Origin of the sequence: Polaribacter sp. 11A2H (assembly GCF_011379025.1) — a bacterium.
Classification (GTDB): domain Bacteria; phylum Bacteroidota; class Bacteroidia; order Flavobacteriales; family Flavobacteriaceae; genus Polaribacter.
The window spans coordinates 97,867-124,236 of record NZ_WTLD01000003.1 but is presented as its reverse complement, the minus strand read 5'-3'; the positions used below and the strand labels follow the sequence as shown (position 1 = coordinate 124,236).

Genomic DNA, 26,370 nt, shown 5'->3' with positions numbered 1-26,370 from the left:
AAACAAAAAAGTGAAATTTAGATAATAAATGATAGTGGTTAGAGAGAATATTGGACAGTACTAAAAACGTCTTTTTTCTCTGTTCTATTCTCTTTATTCTTTTAAAAATATGAAAACAATATTATACATCATACAGAAAGAATTTAAGCAAATCTTTAGAAATAAAGGAATGCTTCCAATCATTTTTGTTTTACCGTTATTACAACTCGTTATATTATCTAATGCAGCTACTTTTGAAGTGAAAAACATTAAATTTGGCTATATCGATCATGATCATACCTCAACCTCTAGGGCATTGATAGAAAAATTTAATGCTTCTACTTATTTTGATGTATTAACCGATTTTCCATCGGAAGAATTAGCAAGTTCAGAAATGCTAAAAGGAAAGGTAGATGTTGTGTTAGAAATCCCCCACTACTTTGAGCGCGATTTACAAAAAGATAAATACAATAAATTAGGAGTAACTATTAACGCTATTGATGGTGCAGCAGCAGGTGTAGAAAACGTATATGTAACACAGATTGTACAGAGTTTTAATCAACAGATAAAAACAGATTTATTACAAATTTCAGACAAACAAATACAGCCAATTAGTATTGCAACCATTCCTTTATTCTGGTATAATAAAACATTGAATTACAAAACATTTATGGTTCCGGGAATTCTTGTTTTGTTGGTTACCATGATTACTTTATTCCTTTCAGGGATGAATATTGTTCGAGAAAAAGAAATAGGAACTTTAGAGCAAATAAACGTGACACCCATTAAAAAAAGTCAGTTTATAATTGGTAAACTTTTTCCGTTTTGGGTAATAGGAATTGGGCTATTAACAGTAGGATTAACTTTAGCAAAACTGATATTTAACGTTCCTATGATTGGTAGTTTGGCACTTCTATATTTATACACATCTATTTATATTTTGGTGATTTTAGGCATCGGGTTATTCATTTCTAACTTTACAGAGACACAGCAGCAAGCCATGTTTATTGCTTGGTTTTTTACTGTTATTTTTATTTTGATGAGCGGCTTGTTTACACCCATTGAAAGCATGCCAGAGTGGGCACAAATAGTTACAGAATTCAATCCAATAAAATATTTTGTTGAGGTTATGCGTATGGTAATGCTTAAAGGTTCTGGTTTTACAGATATTCTTCCGCAATTAATAAAAACATTACTTTTTGCCATTGTTATGAATGGTCTAGCGATTTGGAGTTATAAGAAAACATCATAATTACTATCGTATATTATTAGAAAATGCAACATTAACTTAGTTTTTAGGTTGCGTAATTATTAATATCTTGCAGTAAGAGAAAATTGATGAATTTAAAAATTCATATTCAGATTACTTTATTTTAATAAACAGGGTTTAAGAAATGTCTAAAACTAAAAAATTCGGCACATTTGCAGGTGTTTTTACACCGTCAATACTCACAATTCTAGGGGTAATTATGTACATGCGTCTCGGTTGGGTAGTTGGAAACGCAGGTTTATTAGGCGCTATTCTAATTATTATAATTGCACATGTTATTTCTATTTCAACAGGACTTAGTGTGTCTTCTGTTGCCACTGATAAAAAAATTGGTGCAGGCGGAATTTATTATGTCCTTTCTAGAAGTATGGGCGTTCCAATTGGTGGTTCTATTGGTATTGCGTTGTATGTAGGTACTGCTTTTTCTATTGCATTATATTTAATAGGTTTTGCAGAAAGTTTTAATAGTTATTTAGGCTTCGGAATGGAGATAAATGACTTTAGAATTACGGGAACTATCGCCTTAGTTTTACTGACAGCTTTGGCATTAATAAGCACATCCGTTGCCTTAAAATCTCAATATTTTATTTTGGCAGCCATTGTTTTATCAATAGTTTCTATCTTCTTTGGGTCGCATGATTTTACACCACAAACGGTATCTATGTTTTCTACGGAAGGCTCGGTTCCTTTAGAAGTTGTTTTTGCTATATTTTTCCCCGCAGTTACTGGTTTTACTGCCGGTATAGCAATGAGCGGAGATTTAAAAGATCCTAAAAACTCTATTCCTAGAGGGACTTTATTAGCCATTGGGGTTGGTTTAATTGTGTATTTATTTTTGGCTGTTTTTATAGCCTACACCATAGATTCTGAAGTTTTAAAATCGGATTATAATATTTTAATGAAAATAGCCTTTTTTGCTCCTGCAGTAATTGCTGGGGTTTGGGGAGCAACATTATCATCCGCTTTAGGCGGAATTTTAGGTGGTCCAAGAATTTTACAAGCCATGTCTGTAGATAAAGTTACGCCTCGTTTTTTTGCCAAAGGAAGAGGAGAAAATAATGAGCCAGTAAATGCATTGTTATTGGTGTTTTTAATTGCAGAAGCCGGAATTTTGATTGGTGAATTAGATGTTATAGCGCGTGTGGTTTCTATGTTTTATTTAACCGCTTACGGCTTTATAAATCTGTCTTATTTTTTAGAAAGTTGGGCAAACCCAGATTTTCAGCCCACTTTTAAAATTAAAAGATGGATTGGTTTGGTGGGTTTTGTAGCTTGTTTTGGGGTGATGTTTAAATTAGACATGATTGCAATGATTGGTGCTTTAGCTGTAATTAGTGGGTTGTATTTTATGTTGCAGCGAAAGGAAGTGAAAATAAATTCTACAGATATCTGGAAAAGTGTTTGGGAAAATGTAGTGAATAAAGGGTTGATGAAAATTGATACAAAACATGATATTAATTCTAATTGGAACCCAAATATTATTCTTTTTAGTGGTAGCAGTGAACATCAAGGATATTTATTAGAACTTAGTAAAGCTGTTTCTGGCAAAACCGGTGTGGTCACTAATTTTAAATTGATCATCGATAAAGAGAATAAAATTCCTTTAAAAAAGTCTGAACAAATTATTAGAGAAGATATTTATAATGATTTAGGAATTTTTGCAAGACAGATTAAGGTTGATAATCTATATAAAGGAATTACCAACATTGCCACTACTTTTGGTTTTTCTGGAGTGGAACCGAATACCATTATGATGGGTTGGCCAAAAGGACTTGAAGGTTCTTCTGAATATGCAGAAATGACGGAAACTTTGCTCTATTTAGATTATAACTTATTGTATTTAGATTTTGATAGAAAATCGAAATTTGGAAGGTACAAAACCATCGATTTATGGTGGCGAGAAACCGACAGTAAAAATGCCGAAATGATGCTAAATATTGCTCGTTTTATTATTGCTGCTCCAAAATGGAATCAAACTTCTATTCGTGTTTTATTTGTAGATAATAATAATGTGAAATCGGATGTTATTCATGCAAAAATATCTGAATTGGTAGAAGATCTTAGAGTATTAGTAGAAATTGTAATTGTAGAAAATGTTATAGATCAAATTCCGTTTTACGATTTGATAAAACAATATTCTAAATCTACAGATTTAACAATTGTTGGAATTCCTAATTATAAAATTGAAAAGCAAGCTCAATTTATTCTTAAAACAAACGACTTATTCGAGACTATTGGCTCTACGTTATTAGTAAAAGCTGCCAATAATTTTAATGTGCTAGATTTAGATTTTGAAGAAGATAAGTAGTTGGTTTATATGTGTTTTTAAATCAATTTAGAGGAAATTATTTTAACTCCCATATCAATCATATCTTCTTTAATTTTCTTAAAATCTTCATTGTCTAGTGCTTCGGAAGCGTCTTCAATAAAAAAACAATCAAAACCTTCTTTAACTGCATCACGAATGGAATAATAAACACAAATATCTGCGGCTAATCCGCATATAAAAAGTTGGCTAGTCCCTTTTTCTTTTAAATATCCAGCTAATCCTGTAGATTTTAGGTGTCCATTATCATAAAAGGCACTATAGCTATCCATCTCCTTATCAGTTCCTTTTCTAAAAATGCTTTCACATTTTAATGTGTTTAGTTTAGGATGTAATTTTGCTCCTTTAGATCCTTGTACACAATGATTTGGCCATAAGGTTTGTGGTTGTCCTTTTATTTCAATTTCATCAAAAGGAGATGCTCCATTATGATTGGAAGCAAAACTAATATGATCCTCAGGATGCCAATCTTGGGTAGCAATCACTAAATCAAATTTAGGTTGTATCTCATTGATAATTGAAACTATTTTATCTCCATTAGGAACAGGAAGCGATCCAATTGGCATAAAGTCGTTTTGTACATCGATTATAAGGAGTGTTTTCATAAATCGTTTTTTATTTAAAATTAATATATAATCATGCAAGACACAATAGTCTCCTGAATATTCAATTTAAAATTTATGTTCTTGTATCAATTGATCACGGTCTTGTTTTAGTTTTAAACTCAATCCTATTTTGTAAATATGCGGATTTTGAAAACGTTTGTATTCATTAGGAAGTTGTGCTAAACGCGATTTAGAATATGCAGCAATTTCAGAAACAGATCTAGAAGAGACTATTTTTTTTCCATTTTCCATAACTTTCTCTAGCAATGGTTCTTGTTTAAAAGCTTCTAAATTTAAACTCTTTGTAGCATCAAAAGGGTGTTCTATTTTCGCTACTTCGCCTTCTTTATATAGTACTACAGCATCCGCACCATAAAACATGCCTTTATCATCTAACATTCTATAAACCTGTTTTTTGTAAGGTAATGATACTTTTATAATGTTTTCGGAAAGTTTAATTCTTGGCTCTCCATTGTATTCTGATAATTTATAAACACCATCCATGGCAGCATCAGGATTTCCTGTAACTAAATTAGTTCCAACACCAAAAATATCAATAGGAGCTTCTTGCTCTTTAAGACTTTTTATAACATATTCATCCAATTGATTAGAGGCTACAATTTTTACATAATCTAAACCGGCTTCGTCTAAAATTGCTCTCGTTTTTTTAGATAAATATGCCAAATCACCACTATCTAAACGAACACCAAGTAATTTTTCTCCTCTAGCTTCCATTTCTTTGGCTACCGTAATCGCTTTTGGTAATCCACTTTTTAAACTATTGTAGGTATCTATTAAAAGTACACAGCCTTTTGGTCGTATGCTTGCAAAATCTCTAAATGCTTGTATTTCTTCTTTATAACTCTGTATGAATGAGTGTGCCATTGTACCCGTAGACGGAATGTTATAATCTTTGGCAGCAATGACATTACTTGTACTATCAAAACCACCAATTATAGCGGCTCTTGATGCATAATAGCCTCCAGTGGCATGTGCACGACGTAACCCCATATCTAATAGAACTTCCTTTTTTGCACTATATCTAATTCTGCTTGCTTTGGTTGCTATTAAAGTCTGAAAATTAAGAATGTTTAGTAAAAAAGTTTCTATAATCTGTGCTTCAATAATATTCGCTTCTACCTGTAAAATAGGGCGATTAGGAAAAACAACATCACCTTCTTTACTTGAAAAAATAGTTCCTTTAAAACTAAAATTTTTTAAGTATTCTAAAAAATCATTCTGAAAACCATGTTGTTCTAAATATGCAATATCGGAAGCTGAGAATTTAAAAGTTTCTAAAATATCTAATACATCTTCTAATCCTGCAAAAATAGAATAACCACCATTAAAAGGGTTGTGACGGTAATAATAATCAAAGACAGCGCGTCCATCTGGTTTCGTCTTAAAATAGACTTCGGCCATAGTAAGTTGATAAAGGTCTGTGTAAGATGCTGTAATATTCATGCCAATTTGGTTTTAAAATTGTGAAGGTATTTAAAAAAAGAGATATTATTCCTAAGCCTTCAGAAAAAAAGTGCATTCCTTTATTTTAAACATTTCTATAACTCCCATAATCGTTCTTTTATTTGTAAAAATTTTTATAATAGTTTATCCTAGAACTACTTTTAATTCTATTTGCGGTAGTGAATCCGTGTGTTTCGTAAAAATAAGTATGCAATTATAGCGAACTATCATTCTTTGCTCGGTAACTAATGTTACTGACTAGAGAAATTGTCTAATGTACTTTTGCCTAAGATAATTAAAGAATACATGAAAAACACAATATACATAACCATATTATGCTTATTTACAGTTGCTTTGAACTTACAAGCACAAGAGGTAAAACCAATTTCTAAAGAAGAAGTTTTAGCTAAAGTTGCAGGAAATAATACAACTATTCAAATCTCTAAAGAAGAGTTTAATGCTTCTAAAGCAGATTATAGACAAACAAATGCGGTGTTTTTACCAAACATTACAGCAAGTCATACAGGTATTTCAACCACAAATCCGTTAATGTCTTTTGGGTCTAAATTGAATCAAGAAATATTAACTGCAAATGATTTTAATCCTGCTTTATTAAACGATCCTACAACGACAAGGAACTTTGCAACGAAGATAGAAATTCAGCAACCATTAATTAATTTAGATGGCTTTTATCAAAGAAAAGCTGCCAAAACTAAAATGGAAGCGATGTCTTTAAAAACTGAAAGAACGCAAGATTATCTAGCCTTTGAAGTAGATAAAGCATACATGCAATTGCAGTTGGCATACAAAGCAGTTGAAGTTTTAGAAAAGGCTTTAGATGCTGCAAATGCCAATAAACAAATGGCAGACAATAGTTTTAAACAAGGTTTTTTGCAGCAAGCTGATGTTTTAAATGTGGAAATAAGAGTTACAGAGGTTAAAAATCAATTGCAAACAACTAAAAGCAATGTGCAAAATGCCTCTAATTATCTATCATTTTTAATGAATGATGAAAGCTATGTTGTTTACAAACCAACAGAAAGTTTAACTGTTTCTAATTTTAATGTTGATAACAAAACAATTTCTGAAAATAGAGCAGATATAAAAGCGATGCACTTGGCTTCTAAAGCATACGAAGCCATGAATAAAGCAGATAAAATGGCTTTTCTACCGCGTTTAAATGCCTTTGGTAGTTATGAAATGTATGATAATAAAATTTTTCAGGGTGATGCAAATGGGTATTTAATTGGTGCCCAACTAAGTTGGGATATTTTTCAGGGTTCTAAACGTTTTGGGAAAGCACAAAAAAGTAAAGCCGAATTAGAAAAATCGAAGTTAGAATACAATCAATATGTGTCTAAAAGTAATTTAGAGTTGAACAAAGTAAAACGTCAATTAGTGGATGCAAAAAACAGTTTAGAATTAACTGATTTAGCCGTGCAACAATCTGAAGAGTCTTTAAGAATTAGAAAAAATAGGTTTAAAGAAGGTTTAGAAAAAACATCTGATTTATTAATTGCAGAAACGCAATTTGCACAAAAACAATTAGAATATTATCAAACAATTTATCAATTCAATTTTACACAAACCTATTTAAATTTTCTAACCAAGAAATAAAAAGAGAACCAAGAATTAAGAACCAAGAATCAAGACAGCGGTTTGTGTATTTCTGGTTTAAAAAAAACAAAGTAAATAGAATTATCCTGCAAGGTTTCAAAAACCTTGTAGGTATCAAATAAAAATCAATACAAATGAAAAAATATATCAACATAATTACAGTATTCACTTTTTTACTATTTATAGTGAGTTGTGGAAGTGAAGAAAAAAAGGCAGCAGTAGATAATTCGCCTGCAATTAAAATTACGGTGAGTAAAGTTGCTGTAAACAGTAACAGTCCGTTTTTATCTGTAAGTGGAAAAATACAAGCATCTAATAGTGCAGATTTAAGCACCAGAATGATGGGGTACGTTAAAAAAGTACACGTTAATGTTGGCGATAAAGTTAAAAAAGGTCAGTTGTTAATTTCTATTAATAATGCGGATTTACAAGCTAAAAAAGGACAAGTAAACGCAGGAATTACACAAGCTAAAACTGCTTTTAATAATGCAGAAAAGAATTACAATCGTTTTAAAAATTTATTTGAGAGTAAAAGTGTTACTCAAAAAGAAATGGATGACATGACTGCAAATTACGAAATGGCAAAAGCAGGTTTAGAATCTGCAAATCAAATGAAAAACGAAATTAATGCACAGTTTGCGTATTCTAACATAACAGCGCCTTTTAGTGGTGTAGTTACAAGTAAAAATATTGAAAGTGGCGATATGGCAAGCCCAGGAATGCCTTTAATTAGTATAGAAACTCCTAAGGAGTTTGAAGTAATTGCCATGGTTCCTGAGACAGAAATTTCGCAAATTAAAAAAGGAATAACTGTAAATGTTTTAGTGAAATCTATGGATAAAACATTAACAGGAAAAGTTACGGAAGTAAGTACTTCTGCTAAAAATACAGGTGGACAATATTTAGTAAAAATCAATTTAGATAAAACAGATGTACCAGTTTTATCTGGGATGTTTGCTACAGTTCAGTTTCCGGTAGAAAGAAAAGTGAAATCGGAATTGGTTTTAATTCCTAATGAAGCAATTGTAACTAACGGTCAATTATCTGGAGTTTATACGGTAAGTGAAAGCAATACAGCAATGTTGCGTTGGTTGCGTTTAGGTAGAACGTATGGAAATAGTGTAGCCGTTTTATCAGGCTTAAATGCTGATGAATCTTACATCGTTTCTGCGGAAGGGAAGTTATTTAATGGGGCTAAAGTTAGTGTTCAGTAGGCAGTATTCAGTTTACAGTCTCAGTATTCAGTCATCAGTAGGCAGTTGCAGTATACAGTAACGAGTACTCCTGCAAGGTTTCAAAAGCCTTATAAGTATAAATAAAATAACAAATTTAGTTAAGAATAAGAATTGTCGCGTTAAGGATAGCAGTGGAAATCCTTTTTTTGCCATACATGGCAAAAAAAGATTGTAACGGATAGCCTGTTAAAACGCCCAAAATATAAGAAAATATGAAAGAAGGTTTAGCTGGAAAAATTGCAAAAGTCTTTATTGGATCGAAACTGACAGTATTGCTAATGATCGTTTTTATGGTGGTTGGTGTGTATGCTTCGTTTTTGATTCCGAGGGAAGAAGAGCCGCAAATTGATGTGCCAATGGCAGATATTTTTGTGGGTTATCCGGGTGCGAGTCCTACAGAAGTAGAAAGTAGAGTTGTAAAACCTTTAGAGAAATTAATTTCTAATATTAAGGGTGTGGAGTATGTGCATTCTACTTCTATGAACGAAAAAGCAATGGTAATTGTGCAATTTTATGTGGGCGAAGATATTGAGCGTTCTTTTGTGAAATTATACAACGAAATTAACAAACACATGGATCAAATGCCTGCGGGTGTTACGTTTCCGTTGGTTAAAACTCGTGCTATTGATGATGTGCCAATGTTGGGTTTAACGTTGTGGAGTGAAAACTATAGCGATTATCAATTAAGCCAAATGGCGCAAGAGTTAGAATCGGAAATTAAGAAGGTAAATGATGTTTCTATTACACATAAAATTGGTGGAAGAAATCGTCAATTACGTGTGGTTTTAGACAAAGATAAATTGGCAGCAAGCGGATTGGATTTCTTATCGGTTTCTGAAATGATAAAAGCCAATAATACCCAATTAATTTCGGGTAGTTTTGATAAAAATGATACCGAATTTTTAGTAAATACTGGTACCTTTTTAGCGTCTGTAACAGATGTAGAGAATTTAGTGGTTGGTGTGCAGCAGAACAGACCTATTTATTTAAAACAAATTGCCAATATTGTTGATGGACCAGAAATCCCTCAAAATTATGTGTCTTTAGGTTTTGGTAAAGCGAGTGAAAAATCTGCAGATTACAAATCTGAATATCCTGCGGTTACCATTTCGGTAGCTAAAAGAAAAGGTGCAGATGCAATGAAAATTGCGGAAGTTATTTTAATAAAAGTAGACCATTTACGAACTACTTTAATTCCGGATGATGTTCACGTAGAAATTACAAGGAATTACGGAGAAACAGCTTCTCATAAAGTATCTGAATTGTTGTGGCACCTTATCGGTTCTATCTTTGCAGTAACCTTGGTTGTGATGTTGGCAATGGGCTGGCGTGGTGGTTTAGTGGTGTTTTTATCTGTGCCAATTACGTTTGCTTTAACGTTGTTGAGTTACTATATGATGGATTACACGCTAAACAGAATTACCTTGTTTGCGTTGGTTTTTGTAACTGGTATTGTGGTAGATGATTCTATTATTATTGCTGAAAATATGCACCGACATTTTAAGATGAAACGACTGCCTTTTAAACAAGCGGCTTTGTATGCAATTAATGAAGTTGGTAACCCAACAATATTAGCAACATTTACCGTAATTGCTTCTGTTTTACCAATGGCTTTTGTGTCTGGTTTAATGGGTCCTTATATGGCGCCAATGCCAATTGGAGCATCTATTGCAATGATTTTATCATTATTTGTAGCATTGACAATTACCCCTTATTTAGGATATATTTTCTTAAGAGAAAAAGATAAAAAAGGTGGTGTAGAGAAAGTTGAAAAACCATTAGAAGAAACTTTTATTTATAGAATTTATAGCAAGTTTGAAAGACCTTTGTTAGAAAACGGAAAGTTACGTTGGTTGTTTTTAGGTGGAACATTTGTGGTTTTAATGGCAACAATGGTCTTGTTTTTCACCAATTCTGTAGCTGTAAAAATGTTGCCTTTTGATAATAAAAATGAGTTTCAGGTAGTAATTGACATGCCAGAAGGAACCACTTTAGAAAGAACAGGAGTTGTTGCGCAAGAAATTTCTCAGTATTTATCTACAAGACCAGAAGTAGTGAATTATCAGAATTATATTGGTACTTCTGCTCCGATTACTTTTAACGGTTTGGTACGTCATTATGATTTACGAGGTGGGTCTAATATGGCAGATATTCAAGTGAATTTGGTTGATAAGGGAGAAAGATCTATTCAGAGTCATGGAATTGCAAAATTATTAAGACCAGAAATACAACGAATTGCTGCAAAATATAATGCAAATGTAAAGTTGGTAGAAGTTCCACCAGGACCTCCAGTTTTATCTACCATTGTTGCCGAGGTGTATGGACCAGATTATAATGAGCAAATGAGAATTGCCAATGATGTTCAGAATATCTTAAAAAATACCGCGGATGTGGTAGATGTAGATTGGATGGTGGAAGCAGACCAGAAAGAATATCAATTTGAAATTAATAAAGAAAAGGCAATGTTGTATGGCGTTGCGCCACAACAAATTGCGTATACCATGAATATGGCGTTGTCTAACAGACCTGTTACTAATTTGTATGATGAAAATGCCGTGAATCAGGTTGGGGTGGTATTGACTTTAGATGAAAAAGAAAAGTCTACTATTTCTGATATTTCTCAATTAAAAGTAAAATCTAAACAAGGAAATATGATTCCTATTGCAGACTTGGTAGAAATTAAAGAAACGATTGCTGCAAAAAGTATTTATAGAAAAAACCAAAAACGTGTAGTTTATGTAACGGCTGATATGGCAGGAGAATTAGAAAGTCCGGCGTATGCCATTTTAGGAATGGAAGATAAGTTGAAAGAAATAGAACTTCCAGAAGGCTATAAATTAGACGAAATGTATTTAGGTCAGCCAGATTTTGAAGATGATTATACTGTGAAATGGGATGGAGAATGGCAAATAACCTTAGAGGTTTTTAGAGATTTAGGAATTGCTTTTATGGGAGCCATTATTTTAATTTATATTTTAATTGTTGGATGGTTTCAAAACTTTAAAGCACCAATTGTAATGATGGTTGCAATCCCGTTATCATTAATAGGAATTATTTTAGGACACTGGATTATGGGTGCCTTTTTTACAGCAACGTCTTTTATAGGAATGATTGCTCTGGCGGGAATTATGGTTCGGAATTCTGTTTTACTGATTGATTTTATCAACTTAAGAACAGATGAAGGTATTCCTTTAAAACAAGCTTGTATAGAAGCAGGAGCCGTAAGAACAACGCCTATTTTATTAACTGCAGGAACTGTTGTAATTGGTGCATTTGTTATTTTGTTTGATCCTATTTTTCAAGGATTAGCAATCTCATTAATGGGAGGAACCATTGTTTCTACCGTATTAACGTTATTAGTTGTGCCATTGGTATATTATATGATAGAGAAGAAAAATTATAAATAAAGAACTTTTTCCCGCAGATTAAGCGGATCTACGCAGAAGAGTTAAATAAAAATCTGCGATTATCCGCGAGATCTGCGGGAAGCAAAAAAGGAAAAACTCATGAAATTAGTAATAGTTACAGCAGTCGAAGAATTTCAAAAGGAGGTTTTAAAAATCTTCAAGAAAGCAAATATTGAAAACTTTAGTAGTTCTGATATTGATGGACATAAAAATGTACCTCAATTATTAAAGGCTTCTAATTGGTTTTCTGCAGAGAAGAATGGTAATGAATCTATCATGTTTTTCTCTTTTACGGAAGCAGAAAAAATAGATGGCTTGTTTGTGCTCATAGAAGATTTTAATAAAAACATTAAAACAAATAATCCTTTAAAAGCAATTGTTCTGCCAATAGAAAGATATATATAATTAAAAATTAGAGTAAGAAATGTTAAATAAATATTTTAGAGTTGTAGTAGGAGTAATGGTTTTATTAATGGTTGTACTAACCTATTATGTGAGCGTAAATTGGTTGTGGTTTGGAGTTTTTATTGGACTAAATTTAATCCAATCTGCATTTACAAAATGGTGTTTACTTGAAACCATTTTAGTGAAGTTGGGCGTCAAAAAATAAGAGTTGATCTTAAAATAAGACTTATTCGATAATTTTTTCTGGTTGTTTTAAAAGATATTTTGTTGAATAAGCTCTTGTAAAGTGTGCCCCATAAAAGAGAATTAAGCTAGTGTAAGAAACCCACAGCATTATTAAAATTATAGAGCCTGCAGCACCATAAGTAGAACCGGGTTCTAGTTCGCTAAAATAAATTGCAAGTAAATATTTACCAACAACAAAAAGAATTGAGGTTAGCAATGCACCAATTCTAACAGCTCTCCATGGTACGTTTGCATTTGGTAGAATTTTAAACATCGCAGCAAAAACAAAATAAATAGAAGCTAAGGAAATAAAAATATCTAAAGTAAAAATAGAATTCACGAATTCATTGGAAATAATATTTTTTAAATTTTCTCCAAAAGTACTAAGTAGTGAAGTTAATACAAGACTTATTAAAAGTAAGAAAACAATAATAAGGATAAAACCAAAACTTTTTAATCTAACAAAAACAGTTTCTAAAACACCATTTTTAAACCTAGGTTTAGCATCCCAAATGGAATCTAAAATATTTTGTATTTGAAAAAACACCCCAGTAGAACCGTATATTAAAGTTGCAATACCAATTATTGTTGTAAAAAATGACGTTTTTTTACCTCCATCATTAAGCATCATTCCTTTTATTGTTTCTGCAGTTTCAGCACCAATAGCATTCGATATTTCGTTTAAAATTTGTCCTTCTACAATTTCTTTACCCCAAATAGAACCAACGAGGTTAAAAATAATAATTAGAAGTGCAGGTAAAGAAAGTATTGCATAATAAGCAATAATTGCAGCTTTATTAAAAGGATCATCTTTAAACCAAGATTTAGCACTCGTTATTAATAACTCGGGTAAGTGTTTTAGGTTAAACTTTTTTCTTTTAGTATCTTCTTTTTCATCTATCATTAAAAGCTAAATTATAGCATAAATATAAATCTAATTTTCTTTTTTAACGAGTGTTTTAGTATACTATTTATTCTTCATCTTTTATGTTGAAAAATAAATAGTAAAATGCTGCTTTTTAGTTTCTATAATTTATCCTCTATGTCTTCCTCTTCTTTGTGGTTCAAACTTTTTACCTTCTCCTCCTAAACTATTAAATTTCCAGGTAAATGTTAGCATTGCATATTGCTTTAAAACGGTACTTGAAGAATCTTGAATATAATCTTCTGTTGCTACTCTTCTTGCATTTGTATTCTGATTTAAAATATCATACACCTTTATACCAACGGCTCCTTGATCTTTTAAGATGGAATAACGCAAAGTGGTATTCCAAAACCAAGCACTTTTTTGAAATCCGTCTGCAATATTCGGATTAAAGTTATACTTAACATCATTTCGCCATTCTAACTTTTTAGGTAAAAAAGTAGAGGTACTTATTAAAACATCATGACTTGTAAAGTTTTTATCACTAAAACTATCTATGTCGTAAGTGTTTCTGTTGAAAGAAACAGCGTAAGAAGGTCTAATTTCAAATACATCATCCCACATAAAATCAAAACCAATTCTTGGAGAAATTGACGTTGCTTTACTAGAATATTGTACACCATTATTAAAGTTAATATTTTTATTATGATTTCCAAAAACCATAAATTCATATTTTAAACTACCTAAATCTTCCCATTTTTTGGTTACACTATAACTTCCACCACCTTGTATGCTATAAAAACCATCTACGTTGGCATAGGTAGTTTCTCTAATAAGTGTATTTTGGTCTATTACAGTATTTGCAATTACTCTGTCGTTTGTTATAGAAGCATTACCAAAAGCCCAAAAACCTGTTCTGTCTTGCCAATTAAAATTAGAGAGCCCAAAACGAAGGCTATGTGTTTTAGTTGGGTCTAACTCTGGGTTCCCTGTTACAATATTTAGAGGGTTAGATTCATCTCTAAATGGTTGTAATTCATATAATGATGGAGTTCCGTTTCTAAAGTTATACCTAAGGCGAAAGCTACTAGTTTTGTTTTTTCTAAAACGGAGACTTAATCCATATTCTAGGTTGTTAAACTCTCTTTCTAAATCTGTTTCTGGTCTTAGAAAGTCTGTGTTTTTTAGGGTTCTGTTTACGTAAGCGATGTCTGCAGATGTAGACCATTTTTCATTTCTGAAAGATAGCTTTGCACGTGGCTTTTTTACATTATCTTGATACTTAAAATCGGTACTTAATAAACTACTAAAATCTGAGTAATCGTTTGTGTTTTCATCAAGATTAAATGTACTTCTTTTCTTTATTGTATTGGTGTTGGAGTATTCATAAATAACATCAAAGTGTAAAAGTTTAGAGATGATTGGAATACGATAGGTAACCTCACTACCTATTTCTGTTTTGTCTGTATTACCATCAGAAAATTGATCTCTTACTATTTGATTTGGACTATCTCCATAAATATTGGTTTCTGATTTTACCAAATCTTCAGTTTCAGATTTATCTACATTTGCTGTCAATTCTACTTTTAAAAATGCACCTCTACTACCAAACATCTTTGTTATGTTTATCTCATTATCAAACTTTTTTCTATTAGAATCTGCAATAGAATTAGAGTTAGAATCGTTTGTAAGTGTGTTGCTATTATTAAAACTTTCTGAGATACTTGAGTATGTGTTCTTGTTTGTATCTGCATTAAAATCAGACTCTATATCAATTCTAAAAGTACTGTCAATTTCAATCTCAAAATCTACACTTGCATCATGACTATCGCTTTCATTAAAAGAAGTGTTGTAAGAATTTGTAGAAAAGCTTGTACCGTCTGCTAAGAATGTTTCTCTGTTTCTAGTTGTTTTATTGTCAGATTCACTGTTTTTATAGAAATAATCACTAGAAAGTTCAAATTTTTCTCCAAAATCATTTATGTAGTTTAGACCATAATTGTTAGAAGTAACAATACCTTGGCCACCTCCAAAACTTCTATCATTTCCACCAAACTGTAATCGTTGATTTCCAAAACTAAAACCAGGAGAATTTACATTATTTCCACCAGCTAAAAGTCCAATTCGTTCACTTTGTTTAAAACGCGTTGCCATGCCTGCATATTCATACCTGCCGTCTGTTCCTATACCAGCTGCAGTTTTACCAAAATATCCCTTATTATTTTCTTTTCTAATAGTAAGGTTTATCGTTTTGTTTTCTCCATCAGAATCTTCACCAGCAAACGCTTGTGCATTTGTTTTTGTATCTGAAATTTGTATTTTTTCTATAATATCTTTTGTAAGATTTCTGGTGGTAATTGTTGGGTCGTTACCAAAGAAAGGTTTTCCGTTAACGAGTATTTTATTAACAGATTTTCCGTTTACGGTAATGCCACCTTCATCATCTACCTCTACGCCAGGTAGTTTTTTTAGCAGATCTTCTACATTGGCATCCTTTTTAGTTTTAAAAGACTTTACATTAAATTCTACAGTATCTTTTTTTATGGTGATAGGAGCACTAGATCTAATAACAACAGCATCTAATGCATTAGCTAGTTCTAAGTTTAAATTACCAACATGCTGGTTTTTTGTATTAATTATTTTTGTGTACGGTTTATAACCAATATATGAAACGACTAATTTTATTTGGCTATCTGCTGTTTTTCCTTCAACATTAAAATAACCTTTAGCGTCGGTTATTGTATAAGAAATAATACTGCTGTCTTTTAAACGTTCTGCATGTACGGTTGCAGATTCTAGTAATTCATTATCTTCTAGAGATGTTATTGTACCAGTAATTTTAAATTCTTTAGTTTGAGAATAGGTGATACAGGTAAAAATTAAGCAGATGAGTAAAAGAACTTTCTTCATTATTATTGGTTGATTAAATGAGGTGTGAAATAGTGTAACTAAATTTCTAGGCAAAGGTTTAATTAAAGAATTGATAAATATGGTGTTTTAACAAAACTTTAAGTTTTTAGATTGCTATTTCTTTTTCTATTTTGAGAAAAAAATGAACCAAGTTTATCAGGTATCCATTGCGTGTATTACAATAAAAATTAGTTAAGTGTGGAGATTTTATAGTTTTTTATTTTGTTATTCTTATTTATTCTAAATAAATACTATATTTGCGATATAATTATTTAATATGATAGTTTTTTATACCGAAAGTAAGTCTGTAGTTTCTATGTTAAATACATCCGTTTGTGATAGTGTTTGCTCTTCTAACTGCATAAAACCAAAAAGTAGCTGTTGTAATAAGTATAAAAAAAAGGGTATCAACTGTAAGCGATGCCCAAATATTTTACTAAAAGCTTCTTAAGTCCTTGCTCTTATTACTTTTTTAAGTTGATTGGTAATAAAGTTAATTGTAGATAACAAGCTGTTTTATTTAGAATACTTACTGTTTTGCTAACTTTTCTAATGCAATTGGTAAAAGTCTTTCTACAAATTTTGTATAGGCTAATTTAGAAGGATGCAAACCATCATTAGCAACTAAAGCAGTGTTTGATAACCCCATTTTTGTAATGTCTGTAATGTTTAAGAAAGTAATGTTTTTTTCTGCGCAGTAAGATTTAGCAAAATCATTATATTTTTTAATATCACTAGAAATAGTAGGGTTTCCTTGTCCAAAAGGTGTAAAAGCATAGTCGGGAATTGATACAACAATAAGATTATTCATATTACTATTAGCCGCTTTTATAGCCATGTTTACCAATTTAGGAAATTCTTCTTTATAAAGGGAAAACGATTTATTCTGATATTGATTATTGACACCAATTAACAATGTAACTAAATTATAGTCTGTACTAATTTTTTCTGATGCTATTGCGTTAATTAAATTAGTAGTAGTCCAGCCAGTTCTTGCTATTATTTTTAAAGGAAAAGTACTTTTGTTTTCGGTTTGTATTAAAAGAGAACCTACTAATTGTTCAGGAAATCTACAAGTATTACAAACACTTTGTCCGATAGTATAACTATCTCCTAGCGCTAAAATTTTAAAAGCTTGGTGTTTTATTGTATCAGAATTATTTATGTCTGTTACACTATCTTTTACGGTAATAATCTCTTCATTTTCTATGATAGCATCTATTTCTGAAACGCTAGCACAAGATAAAAACAATAAAAAACAGACTGCAGTAATAAGGAGGTATAAGTTCTTCATATTATTGTAGTCTGACTTTTAGTGATTTAATTACACAATTTTATTTAAAAGCGCTTAAACCCGTAACGTCTAAACCTGTAATTAATAAGTGAATGTCATGCGTTCCTTCATAAGTAATTACACTTTCTAAATTCATCATATGGCGCATAATAGAATACTCGCCAGTAATTCCCATTCCGCCTAACATTTGTCTTGCTTCTCTTGCAATGGTAATTGCCATGTCTACATTGTTTCGTTTAGCCATAGAAATTTGAGCAGATGTTGCTTTGCCTTCATTTCTTAAAGTACCCAATCTCCATGCTAATAATTGTGCTTTGGTGATTTCTGTAATCATTTCTGCTAATTTTTTCTGTTGAAGCTGAAATTGACCAATTGGTTTGCCAAATTGTTCGCGCTCTTTACAATAACGCAAAGCGGTGTCATAACAATCCATGGCAGCACCAATTGCGCCCCAAGCAATTCCGAATCTGGCAGAATCTAAACAACCTAAAGGCGCTCCTAATCCAGATTTATTAGGTAATAAATTTTCTTTAGGTACTTTAACGTTATCAAAAATAAGTTCTCCGGTTGCAGAAGCACGTAAAGACCATTTATTATGTGTAGTAGGCGTTGTAAAACCTTCCATTCCGCGTTCTACCAATAAACCATGAATTCTACCTTCTTCATTTTTAGCCCAAACAACGGCAACTTGAGCAAAAGGCGCATTAGAAATCCACATTTTAGCACCATTTAAGAGATAATGATCTCCCATATCTTTAAACTTTGTTTCCATGCCAGAGGGATTAGAACCGTGGTTTGGTTCCGTTAATCCAAAACAGCCCATCCATTCACCAGAAGCTAACTTTGGTAAATATTTCTTGCGTTGTGCTTCATTTCCATATTTATAAATAGGATACATAACTAAAGAAGATTGTACGGAAGCTGTAGAGCGAACTCCAGAATCTCCACGTTCTATTTCTTGCATTATCAATCCGTAAGAAATTTGATCTAAGCCTGCGCCACCATATTCTTCTGGAATATAAGGCCCAAAAGCACCAATTTCTGCCAAACCACTAATAATCTGAGTAGGAAACTCTGCTTTTTGAGCATATTCTTCAATAATAGGAGAAACGTCTCGTTTTACCCATTCTCTAGCGGCATCTCTTACTAGTTTATGTTCTTCGGATAATAAATCATCTAAATTATAATAATCTGGAGCTTGAAAAAGATCTTGTTTCATAAGTTTATATCTAAAAATTGATTCGAATTTAATCTTATTTTTTGAACAATATGTATGTTTTTAAACAAATATATTGATTCTTGTTTAATATTGATGTTTATGTTTGTTAAAATGAAACTTTAAAAAAGCAACAAATATTAAAGTTAAAGATACAAAATCTATAAAAAGTAGATGATTTCTATTAAGTTTGTATACATGAAGCATACCTTAGGAAAAGAAGAGCGTTTAAAGAGTAAAAAGCTCATAGAAAAACTTTATATGGAGAGAAATTCTGTAAAGGCGTTTCCTCTTAGAATGATTTTTTTACAAACGGAGCATACCTCAGAATTCCCAGCTCAAGTGGGTGTTTCTGTTCCTAAACGTAATTTTAAACTAGCTGTAGATAGAAATAGAATTAAGCGATTAATGCGAGAATCTTATCGTTTACAAAAAGAAATTGTCTACAATAATATAGAGTTACCTTATGTTTTTATGATTTCGTATATTGGGAAAGATAAATGTACTTATGACGAGATGTACTTAAAAATGGAAAAGTTACTAACTCGGTTTGTGAGCGAAATAAATAATAAGAAAAATGACGAGGTTTAAGATTTCGAAAAATACAATTATTGTCCTTTTGGTAGGAACAATCTTTTTATCGTTTGCATTTAAATCGAAATTTTTTGAGGTTGCAAAACAAATTGAAATTTACAATACTTTATTTAAGGAGTTAAATATGTATTATGTAGATGAAATTAATCCTGCAGAATTAACAGATAGTGCTATTAAAAATACGCTTAAAAATTTAGATCCTTATACCAATTTTTACAACGAGCAAGATGTAGAAAATGCAAAAATATTAAGAGAAGGTGAGTACGGAGGTATTGGCGTTACTGTTTATTATTTAAAAGAAGGAATTCAGATTAAAGAAATTTTTAAGGGATATTCGGCAGATAAAGCTGGTTTAAAACCTGGAGATATTATTGTTTCTATTAACGGACAAACTATAAAAGATATGGAAAGTGAACAACTTTCTATGTTGATAAAAGGAACGCCAAACAGCATGTTTTCTGCAGAAATTGAAAGACAAGGAAAAAGGATTCAGAAAGAAATAACAAGGGATAAAGTGGAGATAAACCCAGTACCTTTTTCTGAAATGATCGATGAAGAAACGGGGTATATTGTATTAACAAGATTTAATGAAAAAGCGTCATTTGAAGTAAAAAAAGCATTTAGAAAATTAAAGAAAGCAGGAATGAAGCAACTGGTTTTCGATTTAAGAGGGAATCCCGGAGGTTCTTTGTTAGAATCTATAAATATTTCTAATTTCTTCTTGCCAAAAGGAGAAGTAATTGTTTCTACAAAAGCTAAAGTTAAAAAATGGAGCAATATTTATAAAAGTACTAATGATCCTTTAGACTTAGAAATACCGATTGTAGTTTTAGTAAATGGACGTTCTGCTTCGGCCTCTGAGATTGTAAGTGGTTCTTTGCAAGATTATGATAGAGCGGTAATTATGGGGCAACGTTCTTTTGGTAAAGGATTGGTGCAGCGTTATAGAAAATTGACATACGGTACGCAGTTAAAATTAACAATTTCTAAATATTATACGCCAAGTGGTCGATGTATTCAAGAATTAGATTATGCTAATAGAGATAAAAATGGAAAAGTTCCTAAATTTTCTGATGCAGGAGTTAATGTCTTTACAACGGCAAACGGTAGAAAAGTATATGATGGAGGCGGAGTTTTACCAGATGTAGTTATTAAAACATCAGAAAAAACAGCAGCAACAGAAAAATTATTAAGCGCTATCACTATTTTTAATTTTGCAACAAATTATTATTATCAGCATCCATCAATAGAAAGTGAAGTTAATTTTGATTTTAAAGAATCAGATTTTATAGATTTTACTAATTATTTACAATCAGATACTACGTTTGTTACCAAACAAGAGAAGCTTTTTAAGGAAGCTTATCAGGCATCAAAAGGAAATGATATTTCTGACGAGTATAAAAAAATTAAAGAAAAATTGGTTAAAGATAAGATTGATGAAATATCAAAGAATAAAGATATTTTAAAAAGAGTAATTAAAGAAGAAATATTAAATAGATATTATTATCGAAAAGGAGTTTATAACCATAATTTAAAAAATGATTTGGTTATAAAAGAAGCAGTTAAATTACTGTATAACCAAGATGAATATAAGCAGCTATTGTCCGCTAATTAATTTATCTTTGAAGATTAAAATTTAGAATGGCGAAAATAAATAAAACAGATAGAACAAGAGCCCAAGAATCTACCAATGCAATAGAGAAATTATACATTTCTATGCGTCATTTATTTAGTAGAGGTTTTTATAAACCAATGGGAATTTCGGGAGAAACATTGCGTAAATCTTTACTTTCTTTAAGACCAGAGATTTATGGTTCAATTGCAGAAGAAAGAATTGAATTAAGTGGTTTGGTCTATGTAATAGAAAGATTACCAAAAGGAATTGAAGAGTGTCAATTTATCAATTTAACGGCAGATGAAGGCTATGGTGATTCTCATTTCGAAAGCATAATTCCTCCAAAAAGAAGAAGAAATTGTTATAGAATAGACAAAGATCAAATGAACATAGAGATTACTCGTGGGCGTTCTGAAATTTATGATATTCTTACACATTTAACGTTCTTGTTTATAGAATCTCATAAAATTCAAAAAAGAGTAACCATAAACGAAGGAACAGATTTTATTAGAGAATGGAAATATTTAGAAGATATTGTTATCTATAATAAAGAAATTACAGACCAAGAAAGAGAGGTTGCTACTGCTCATTTAAGTAATATTTTAGGAAGAACTTTTGAGGAAGTAGTAGATATTCATAAAACATTTGCAACATCAGAAAAAAAAGATCGTTTTTTTCATTTAATTTATTGGTTAGGTAAATTAGCAATAGATGAAGTTTTAGATAACAAAAAGAGAAAAGTTACTTTTAGCTCTGTTTTAATTGAAGAAATCGGACATCATATTTATGGTGATATTTGGGCAAATAATATTAAAAAAGTACTAAAAGAAAATAGTTTACTAAAAAGACCAATTCATATTATTAGTGCAAACATGCACAGTGTCTTAAATTCTATTTATGCAAAAGGTGCGTTGCCAAAAGAAGCTGAAGAACATGAAGGTTTTGGCCTGTTTCAGTTATTAAGTAATTCAGATAGTAAACCTTTGCAAAAAGCGGTTAAGCAATATGCGTCTGAAAATGGATTGATCTATATTAAAGATACTTCTGGTACCAATATTAATGTACAAGTAATAGATACAGAGAAAATTAATTTTGAAGATTCTCCGTTTGATAAAGTAAATTCTGTAAACAAAAAGCCTGTTATTATTGTAATGGATTATGCTTTTGGTGAACAAGCTTACGAAACTATGGATGAGCTTTTAAAACCGTATAAAAACACAAAGAAGAAAAATCACCTAGATGTAAAATCTGTTTCCATAATGGGAAAAGCAGGTATTTTAGAAGGTGGTAAAGGAGATATTATGATTCCTACTGCACATATTTTTGAAGGTACTGCAGACAATTATCCGTTTAAAAATGAGTTGTCTAAAGAAGATTTAGAAGGTTTTGGAGTAGAAGTTTTTGATGGTTCTATGATTTCTGTTTTAGGAACCTCATTACAAAATAAAGATTTGTTACAGTTTTTCCATGATTCTACATGGAATGTTATTGGTTTAGAGATGGAAGGAGCTCATTATCAAAAAGCAATACAATCTGCCTCTAAAATTAGAGGAAATATTTCTAAAAACGTAAAAGTAAGATATGCATACTATGCATCAGATAATCCGCTAGAAACAGGAGCAACATTGGCCTCAGGAGGTCTAGGTATGACAGGTGTTACACCAACATATGCGATTACACAAAAAATATTAGAACAAATTTTTTAATAGCCAAAGGCTAAATTTTAGATCAAAGAAGAATGTCAACAAATCAAAAAAATAACGAAGAAGAAATAGATTTAGGTTCTTTATTTGTACTTATAGGTAAAGGATTTTCTAAGTTTTTTAATTTTATTGGAAGTATTTTTAAAGCGTTTTTTAATTTTCTAATCATAATTTTAATCTTTTTTAAACAACACTTTATTAAAATTGCAATTGCAGCATTAATAGGGGCTGTTGCAGGTATCTTTTTGGAGGTAAAAAAGAAGGATCTTTATGGATCTGATCTAATTGTAAAACCGAATTTTGAAAGTACAAGGCAATTATACAATAATATAAATTACTATAATGATCTTGTAAAACAACAGAAAACGGCAGATTTAGCAGCTATTTTTAAATTAGATGAACCAACAGCTGCCAGTTTTAAGAAATTTACAATCACCTCAATTAAAACTGAAAACGATATTATTGATTCTTACAATGAATTTATTTTGGATGTAGATACAGCAACTGTTAAGAGTTATAAATATGAACAGTTTAAAATGGCGTTCTCAGATTATGACTATAAGGCTCATGAAATTCATGTAGTTTCAGAGAAAAATGACGTTTTTAATAATTTAGGAGATGTTATTATTTCTTCAGTTACAAAAAATAAATACTTTAATAGATTAAAAGAGTTAGGTAATGAGAATTTAAATAGAACAGATTCATTATTACGCCAAAATTTAGGTCAGGTAGATTCTTTGAGAAAGGTTTACATGCAAGTAATGGTTGAAGAGGCTAAGAAGCAAAGTAATGGAACAAATATAGATTTAGGAGGAGTAAAGAGCACAACTAAAGAATTAGAGCTATTTGAAACAAACAGAAGGATTAATAATGAATTAATGAGTGTTGTTGATGATAAATCTGAAAAATATGAGATTATAAATGTAATTTCTAATTTTCAGGCGGTAGGTTATAAAATAAGTGGAGTTACACAAAATTATGTGTTTTTATTATGTGCTTTAGGTGCGGCTATTATGATTTTATTTTTAATGATAAAACAGTTAAATACGTTTCTAAACAACTACAAAAAATAAACAATGCAAACAATTCTTATAACAGGTGGAGCAGGGTTTATAGGCTCTAATTTTATACCTTATTTTTTAAATACCAATAAAAATTACAAAGTTGTAAACTTAGATCTACTTACGTATGCAGGAGATCTTTCTAACTTGTCTGAAATAGAAGATAATGAAAGATATATTTTTGTAAAAGGAGATATTTGTGATAGAGATTTGGTAGAAAACCTTTTTAAGGAACATAAATTTACAGGGGTTATTCATTTTGCGGCAGAATCTCATGTAGATAATTCTATTAAAAATCCTGATGCTTTTGTTAGAACAAACGTTTTTGGAACTTTTAATTTACTAGATGTTGCAAAAAAATATTGGATGGAAAGCCCGAATGTATTTACAAAAGGTTTTGAAAGCTCAAGATTTTTACATGTTTCTACAGATGAGGTATATGGCACTTTAGGTGAAACAGGTTTGTTTACAGAAGAAACACCTTATGCACCAAATAGTCCGTATAGTGCATCTAAAGCATCATCAGATTTTATGGTAAGAAGCTATTTTCATACGTTTGGGATGAATGTTGTAACCACCAATTGTTCTAATAATTATGGACCAAAACAACATGATGAAAAACTGATTCCTACAATTATAAGAAAAGCAATTTCTGGGGAAAATATTCCCATTTATGGTGATGGAAAAAATATAAGAGATTGGTTATTTGTATTAGACCATTGTACTGGAATAGCACTTGCTTTTAAAGAAGGTAAATTAGGGGAAACCTACAATATTGGCGGTAAAAACGAACGAAATAATTTATATATAGCAAATGCTATTTGTGAAATTTTAGACGATGAAAAACCAAAAGGAAAATCGTACAAAGAACAAATTAGTTTTGTAGAAGACAGAGCAGGTCATGATTTTAGATATGCAATTGATGCATCGAAAATAGAGAATAAATTAAACTGGAAAGCTCAAGAAAATTTTGAGACTGGTATTAGAAAAACCATTCAGTGGTATTTAGAAAAATATAGTTAAATATGAAAGGAATAGTTTTAGCAGGAGGTTCTGGTACAAGGTTGCATCCTCTTACATTAGCGGTTAGTAAACAGTTAATGCCAGTGTATGACAAACCGATGATTTATTATCCTATTTCTGTTTTAATCCTTTCAGGGATAAATGAAATATTAATCATTTCTACACCGCAAGATTTACCATTGTTTAAAAGATTATTGGGTGATGGAAAAAAATATGGATGTGATTTTCAATATGCAGTTCAAGAAGAACCTAATGGATTGGCAGAGGCATTTATTATTGGGGAGAAATTTATAAAAAATGATAGTGTAGCTTTAATTTTAGGTGATAATATTTTTTATGGTTCTGGTTTACCAAGATTATTAAAAGAAAATAATAATCCTGATGGAGGAATTGTATATGCTTATCATGTAAATGATCCAGAACGCTATGGAGTGGTAGAGTTCGATGATGATAAGAAGGTGTTATCTATTGAAGAGAAACCTTTAGAGCCTAAATCTAATTATGCAGTTCCAGGAATTTATTTTTATGATAATTCTGTTATAGAAATTGCAAAAAAAATGAAGCCAAGTAAAAGAGGAGAGCTTGAGATAACAGATATTAATAAAACCTATTTAGAAAAAGGAAAATTAAAAGTAACCATTTTAGATAGAGGTACTGCTTGGTTAGATACTGGTACTTTTAACTCTTTAATGCAAGCCTCTCAATTTGTACAGGTAATTGAAGAAAGACAAGGTTTAAAAATAGGTTCTATAGAAGAAGCTGCTTTTAGAGCTGGTTTTATTACCAAACAAGAAATGTATGAATTAGCAAAACCACTTTTAAAAAGTGGTTATGGAAATAATTTATTAGAAATAAAATGATAGTTAAAGAGACAGGATTAAAAGATTGTTTTGTAATAGAACCAATTTTCTTTAAAGATAATAGAGGGTGTTTTTTAATGGAATATAATAAAAAAGAGTTTCAAGAAAAGACAGGTTTTACTGGAGATTTTGTTTTAGGAAATCAATCTACTTCGCAATATGGTGTTGTAAGAGGTTTGCATTTACAAAGAGGCGAGTTTGCACAAGCAAAATTAGTAAGAGTTGTAAAGGGCAGAATTTTAGACGTTGCCGTTGATGCAAGAAAAGATTCTGAAACTTTTGGGAAAGTGTTTTCGGTAGAATTGTCTGCAGATAATAATAAACAATTATTTGTGCCTAGAGGTTTTTTACATGGTTTTTCTGTTTTAGAAGATGATACTATTGTATCTTATAAATGTGATAATTATTACAACCTAAAGTCTGAAGATGGAGTTATTTATAATGATGAAGATTTAAAAATTGATTGGAAAATACCTTCTAATAAAGTTACATTGTCAGAAAAGGATACTAAATTACACCCATTTAACAAGTTTGTAAAGGAATCATAATTTACAATAAGTTATTTATTAAAAAATATACCTCATCTCAATTATAACAAAAATTATTTTGTTTATTCGAGATATATCTAGCAGCACAAGCTATTAAAAGATTCTCGTACCTGTAAGTAAGCTACATAACATTTATGGAGTCAGAATC

The 26,370-nt window shown here is 31.0% G+C and carries 20 protein-coding genes; 14 read left to right on the top strand and 6 right to left on the bottom strand.

Features of this window, described 5'->3' with window-relative positions; all coding sequences use genetic code 11:
• Window positions 1-109: 109 nt before the first annotated feature.
• Both GQS58_RS04875 and GQS58_RS04870 read left to right on the top strand, forming a co-directional pair.
• Window positions 110-1,231: an ABC transporter permease gene (locus GQS58_RS04875; RefSeq protein ID WP_166383456.1), complete on the top strand. Its 1,122-nt coding sequence runs from the start codon at window positions 110-112 to the stop codon at window positions 1,229-1,231.
• A 142-nt stretch (window positions 1,232-1,373) separates the two neighbouring features.
• Window positions 1,374-3,557, top strand: a complete 2,184-nt coding sequence (locus GQS58_RS04870; protein WP_166383454.1) for an amino acid permease — start codon at window positions 1,374-1,376, stop codon at window positions 3,555-3,557.
• A 17-nt stretch (window positions 3,558-3,574) separates the two neighbouring features.
• Here the strand turns inward: GQS58_RS04870 and pncA are convergent, their stop codons facing one another.
• Both pncA and GQS58_RS04860 read right to left on the bottom strand, forming a co-directional pair.
• Window positions 3,575-4,180, bottom strand: coding sequence for a bifunctional nicotinamidase/pyrazinamidase (pncA, locus tag GQS58_RS04865; protein ID WP_166383452.1), 606 nt, complete (start codon window positions 4,178-4,180; stop codon window positions 3,575-3,577).
• 66 nt (window positions 4,181-4,246) lie between these two features.
• Window positions 4,247-5,644 carry a nicotinate phosphoribosyltransferase gene (locus tag GQS58_RS04860; protein WP_166383450.1) on the bottom strand — a complete coding sequence of 466 codons (1,398 nt, stop codon included), beginning with the start codon at window positions 5,642-5,644 and terminating at the stop codon, window positions 4,247-4,249.
• 306 nt (window positions 5,645-5,950) lie between these two features.
• Here GQS58_RS04860 and GQS58_RS04855 point away from each other — a divergent pair, with 306 nt between their 5' ends.
• From GQS58_RS04855 to GQS58_RS04835, 5 genes are all read left to right on the top strand, one after another.
• A complete protein-coding gene (locus GQS58_RS04855; RefSeq protein WP_166383448.1) occupies window positions 5,951-7,261 on the top strand; it encodes a TolC family protein in 1,311 nt (436 codons plus the stop codon).
• A gap of 134 nt (window positions 7,262-7,395) precedes the next feature.
• Window positions 7,396-8,475: an efflux RND transporter periplasmic adaptor subunit gene (locus GQS58_RS04850; protein WP_166383446.1), complete on the top strand. Its 1,080-nt coding sequence runs from the start codon at window positions 7,396-7,398 to the stop codon at window positions 8,473-8,475.
• 233 nt (window positions 8,476-8,708) lie between these two features.
• Window positions 8,709-11,903 (top strand): efflux RND transporter permease subunit, encoded by a 3,195-nt coding sequence (locus tag GQS58_RS04845; protein WP_166383444.1) that lies wholly within the window; start codon window positions 8,709-8,711, stop codon window positions 11,901-11,903.
• A gap of 99 nt (window positions 11,904-12,002) precedes the next feature.
• Entirely contained in the window at window positions 12,003-12,308 is a 306-nt protein-coding gene (locus tag GQS58_RS04840; protein ID WP_166383443.1) for a hypothetical protein, read from the top strand.
• 19 nt (window positions 12,309-12,327) lie between these two features.
• Entirely contained in the window at window positions 12,328-12,513 is a 186-nt protein-coding gene (locus tag GQS58_RS04835; protein WP_166383441.1) for a DUF2892 domain-containing protein, read from the top strand.
• Between the two features lie 21 nt (window positions 12,514-12,534).
• Here the strand turns inward: GQS58_RS04835 and GQS58_RS04830 are convergent, their stop codons facing one another.
• The 4 genes from GQS58_RS04830 to GQS58_RS04815 form a co-directional block, all read right to left on the bottom strand.
• Window positions 12,535-13,437, bottom strand: a complete 903-nt coding sequence (locus GQS58_RS04830; RefSeq protein WP_166383439.1) for a YihY/virulence factor BrkB family protein — start codon at window positions 13,435-13,437, stop codon at window positions 12,535-12,537.
• Between the two features lie 129 nt (window positions 13,438-13,566).
• A complete protein-coding gene (locus GQS58_RS04825; protein WP_166383437.1) occupies window positions 13,567-16,308 on the bottom strand; it encodes an outer membrane beta-barrel protein in 2,742 nt (913 codons plus the stop codon).
• Between the two features lie 529 nt (window positions 16,309-16,837).
• The gene (locus GQS58_RS04820; RefSeq protein ID WP_166383435.1) at window positions 16,838-17,602 is read right to left on the bottom strand and encodes an SGNH/GDSL hydrolase family protein; all 765 of its coding nucleotides are present in this window, start codon (window positions 17,600-17,602) and stop codon (window positions 16,838-16,840) included.
• Window positions 17,603-17,642: 40 nt separating this feature from the next.
• Window positions 17,643-18,821, bottom strand: coding sequence for an acyl-CoA dehydrogenase family protein (locus GQS58_RS04815; RefSeq protein ID WP_166383433.1), 1,179 nt, complete (start codon window positions 18,819-18,821; stop codon window positions 17,643-17,645).
• A 171-nt stretch (window positions 18,822-18,992) separates the two neighbouring features.
• On the opposite strand from GQS58_RS04815, the gene rnpA reads away from it, so the two are divergent.
• Genes rnpA through rfbC form a run of 7 tightly spaced genes read left to right on the top strand, consistent with a single transcriptional unit; the run spans window position 18,993 to window position 26,222 of the window.
• Complete coding sequence (gene rnpA / locus GQS58_RS04810; RefSeq protein WP_240914558.1) at window positions 18,993-19,409, top strand: ribonuclease P protein component; 417 nt, start codon at window positions 18,993-18,995, stop codon at window positions 19,407-19,409.
• Complete coding sequence (locus GQS58_RS04805) at window positions 19,396-21,027, top strand: S41 family peptidase (protein WP_166383429.1); 1,632 nt, start codon at window positions 19,396-19,398, stop codon at window positions 21,025-21,027. The genes rnpA and GQS58_RS04805 overlap by 14 nt, the downstream gene beginning before the upstream one ends.
• Window positions 21,028-21,053: 26 nt before the next feature.
• Entirely contained in the window at window positions 21,054-22,733 is a 1,680-nt protein-coding gene (locus GQS58_RS04800) for a DUF6909 family protein (protein ID WP_166383427.1), read from the top strand.
• Window positions 22,734-22,765: 32 nt separating this feature from the next.
• Window positions 22,766-23,803 (top strand): hypothetical protein, encoded by a 1,038-nt coding sequence (locus GQS58_RS04795; RefSeq protein WP_166383425.1) that lies wholly within the window; start codon window positions 22,766-22,768, stop codon window positions 23,801-23,803.
• A gap of 3 nt (window positions 23,804-23,806) precedes the next feature.
• A complete protein-coding gene (gene rfbB / locus GQS58_RS04790) occupies window positions 23,807-24,814 on the top strand; it encodes a dTDP-glucose 4,6-dehydratase (RefSeq protein ID WP_166383423.1) in 1,008 nt (335 codons plus the stop codon).
• A gap of 2 nt (window positions 24,815-24,816) precedes the next feature.
• Window positions 24,817-25,674, top strand: coding sequence for a glucose-1-phosphate thymidylyltransferase RfbA (gene rfbA, locus GQS58_RS04785; RefSeq protein ID WP_166383421.1), 858 nt, complete (start codon window positions 24,817-24,819; stop codon window positions 25,672-25,674).
• The gene (gene rfbC / locus GQS58_RS04780) at window positions 25,671-26,222 is read left to right on the top strand and encodes a dTDP-4-dehydrorhamnose 3,5-epimerase (RefSeq protein WP_166383419.1); all 552 of its coding nucleotides are present in this window, start codon (window positions 25,671-25,673) and stop codon (window positions 26,220-26,222) included. The genes rfbA and rfbC overlap by 4 nt, the downstream gene beginning before the upstream one ends.
• Window positions 26,223-26,370: the final 148 nt, after the last annotated feature.